At 45.0% G+C, this 2,067-nt stretch carries 2 protein-coding genes; both read right to left on the bottom strand.

The window, feature by feature from the left end; all coding sequences use genetic code 11:
- Window positions 1-38: 38 nt before the first annotated feature.
- Window positions 39-1,517: a flotillin family protein gene (locus SPADD19_RS01070; RefSeq protein ID WP_061454982.1), complete on the bottom strand. Its 1,479-nt coding sequence runs from the start codon at window positions 1,515-1,517 to the stop codon at window positions 39-41.
- Window positions 1,518-1,641: 124 nt separating this feature from the next.
- Window positions 1,642-2,067 (bottom strand): DUF177 domain-containing protein (locus tag SPADD19_RS01065; RefSeq protein WP_241496380.1); only part of this gene is annotated, 426 nt, incomplete at its 5' end.

The following is a 2,067-nucleotide window of genomic DNA, read 5'->3' as shown; positions in this document are numbered from 1 at the left end:
CCGAGAAACAGTTCTCAGACACTTCCTTATGAATGGTATTAATCTTCTTTTGAAGCTAATTCATCCGCTTCAATGACCGGTTGTTCTCCTTCTTTGAGTTTGTTGACCGTCATATTGACCCCAAGAGCTCCTGCTAACAATTGACGAATATCAAATCCAGCTCCTTGAGAGACTTGATCGATACTTTGCATGATATCGCCCACCATCTTAGAAGCATTGCCTTCGCCATACATCGTGATCTTATCCACCTTGGTTAATGGCTCAGCGACAGCACGCGCAATTTCAGGCAACTTATCAACGACCATTTCAGTAATGGCTGCTTCTTGCATTTTCTTCATCGCTTCGGCCTTTTGGTCCAAACCTTTAGCTTCTGCTTCTAGTTTCAAGCGAATGGCTTCAGCTTCCGCACGACCTTTGGCTTCGATGGCTTCTGCCTCTTGCAATTGGGCAAATTTCTCCGCTTCGGCTTGGGCTTTCCGAGCTTCGGCTTCTTTTTGTGTTTCGAAGAGTTCTGCTTCTGCCTTGCGTTGGCGTTCGATCAATTCTGCTTCGGCAGCTTGTTGACGCGCATATTTTTCAGCTTCGGCTTGTTTGCGGATGTTGGCATCCAATTCTTGCTCACGGACCTTAACTTCGCGCTCTTTGACTTCCGCTTCTTTTTCTTGTTTCATGATATTGGCTTCAGCTGCCACGCGCTCTTGTTCACGACGTTGCACTTCTGCCTCAATCCCTTTCGCGGCATCTGCTTTTGCTTGGGCAATATCTGCTTCTTGTTTAAGGGCTGCTTGTTTGAGTTTCAACTCATTTTGTTTTTGCGCAATTTCAAGGTCAGCTGCGACGCGTTTGTCGTTGGCCAGCTTATCTTGTTCTGCTTCTACTTCTTTGCGTTCGCGTTCTGCTTTGGCTTTAGCAATCAAGGCATCTTTCTTAATGGTTTCAACATTTTCGATCCCGAGGTTGTCGATGACTCCCCCTTCATCAGAGAAGGATTGAACCGTAAAGGCGATGACTTCTAGACCCATTTTGGCCAAGTCTGGTGCTACGTTGTCCTGCACTTTTGAGGCAAACTCTTGACGGTCGTTGACCATCTTACGGAGCTCCATCTGACCGATCACTTCCCGCAAGTTCCCTTCCAAAACATCTTGGACAGAGTTGGAAATATCCGTTGTATTCCAGTTCAAGAAGTTCTCTGCAGCACGGGCAATCATCTCATCGGTTGTACCGATTTTTAACTTAACAGCTGCATCGGCACGGACGTTAATGAAGTCCAGTGTTGGGACTGCTTCAGATGTCCGAACATCTGTAGAGAATTGCTCAATATCAAGGTAAGAGCGTTGTTCGACAAAGGGAATCATAAAACCAGCTTTCCCGCGTAAATGGCGTTGCTTCCGAAGACCTGTAATAACCACGACTTCGTTGGGTTTAGCGTTGACATACCCTTTGACCAACAAGATCAATACAAGGATGGCTACGATTACAAAAGTAATCAACCAACCTGGAATAAATAAAGTATCCATACTTTTTCTCCTTTTTTAGAGGTCTCCCCTCTGTTGTTTATTAATCCTAGTATATCAAAAGAAGGCCTTTCCTCAAAGAAAAGACCTGTATTTATGTTTAGATTTTTAATATGTCATCCCTAGCCTATTCTTCCTCAAATAAACCTTGGAGACCAGCAAAGGGACTGTTTTCTTCTTTCTTAACTGCTTGAGCTTCTTGGTACTCTTCTTCGGATAGGATTTTCCAATCATTGCCTTCGATAAAACCTTGTCCAGCCTCTTCTTCTGGAGTGAGAACCTTGAGGGGAATATTGAGCAGAATATTATCCGCTACACTTTCACTCAGGTCAATCTTCCCACCTTCGATTGGAAGGATCAAGTCTTCCTCTAGGGCCTCGATATCTGCATCAGACTGTACATCCTCAGCAAACACCTCTGTTACAGGATAGCTCTCTTGAAGCTCAACAGGCTCCATGCTGCGGCTAGATGCCAAAACGATGGTGTAGGCCAACTGGTAATCCAAGACATAGAGGCCTGTATCATAGGCTACTCGTCCTGTCGCTGTCACATT

This window comes from Streptococcus parasanguinis, assembly GCF_001578955.1.
Classification (GTDB): domain Bacteria; phylum Bacillota; class Bacilli; order Lactobacillales; family Streptococcaceae; genus Streptococcus; species Streptococcus parasanguinis_U.
The sequence above is the reverse complement of the archived record's forward strand: the minus strand, read 5'-3'. Positions and strand labels throughout refer to the sequence as shown.

What these genes read in the sequence shown, in the direction of transcription:
- SPADD19_RS01070 (WP_061454982.1), bottom strand. Translation starts at nt 1,517, where the DNA reads ATGGATACTTTATTTATTCCAGGTTGGTTGATTACTTTTGTAATCGTA.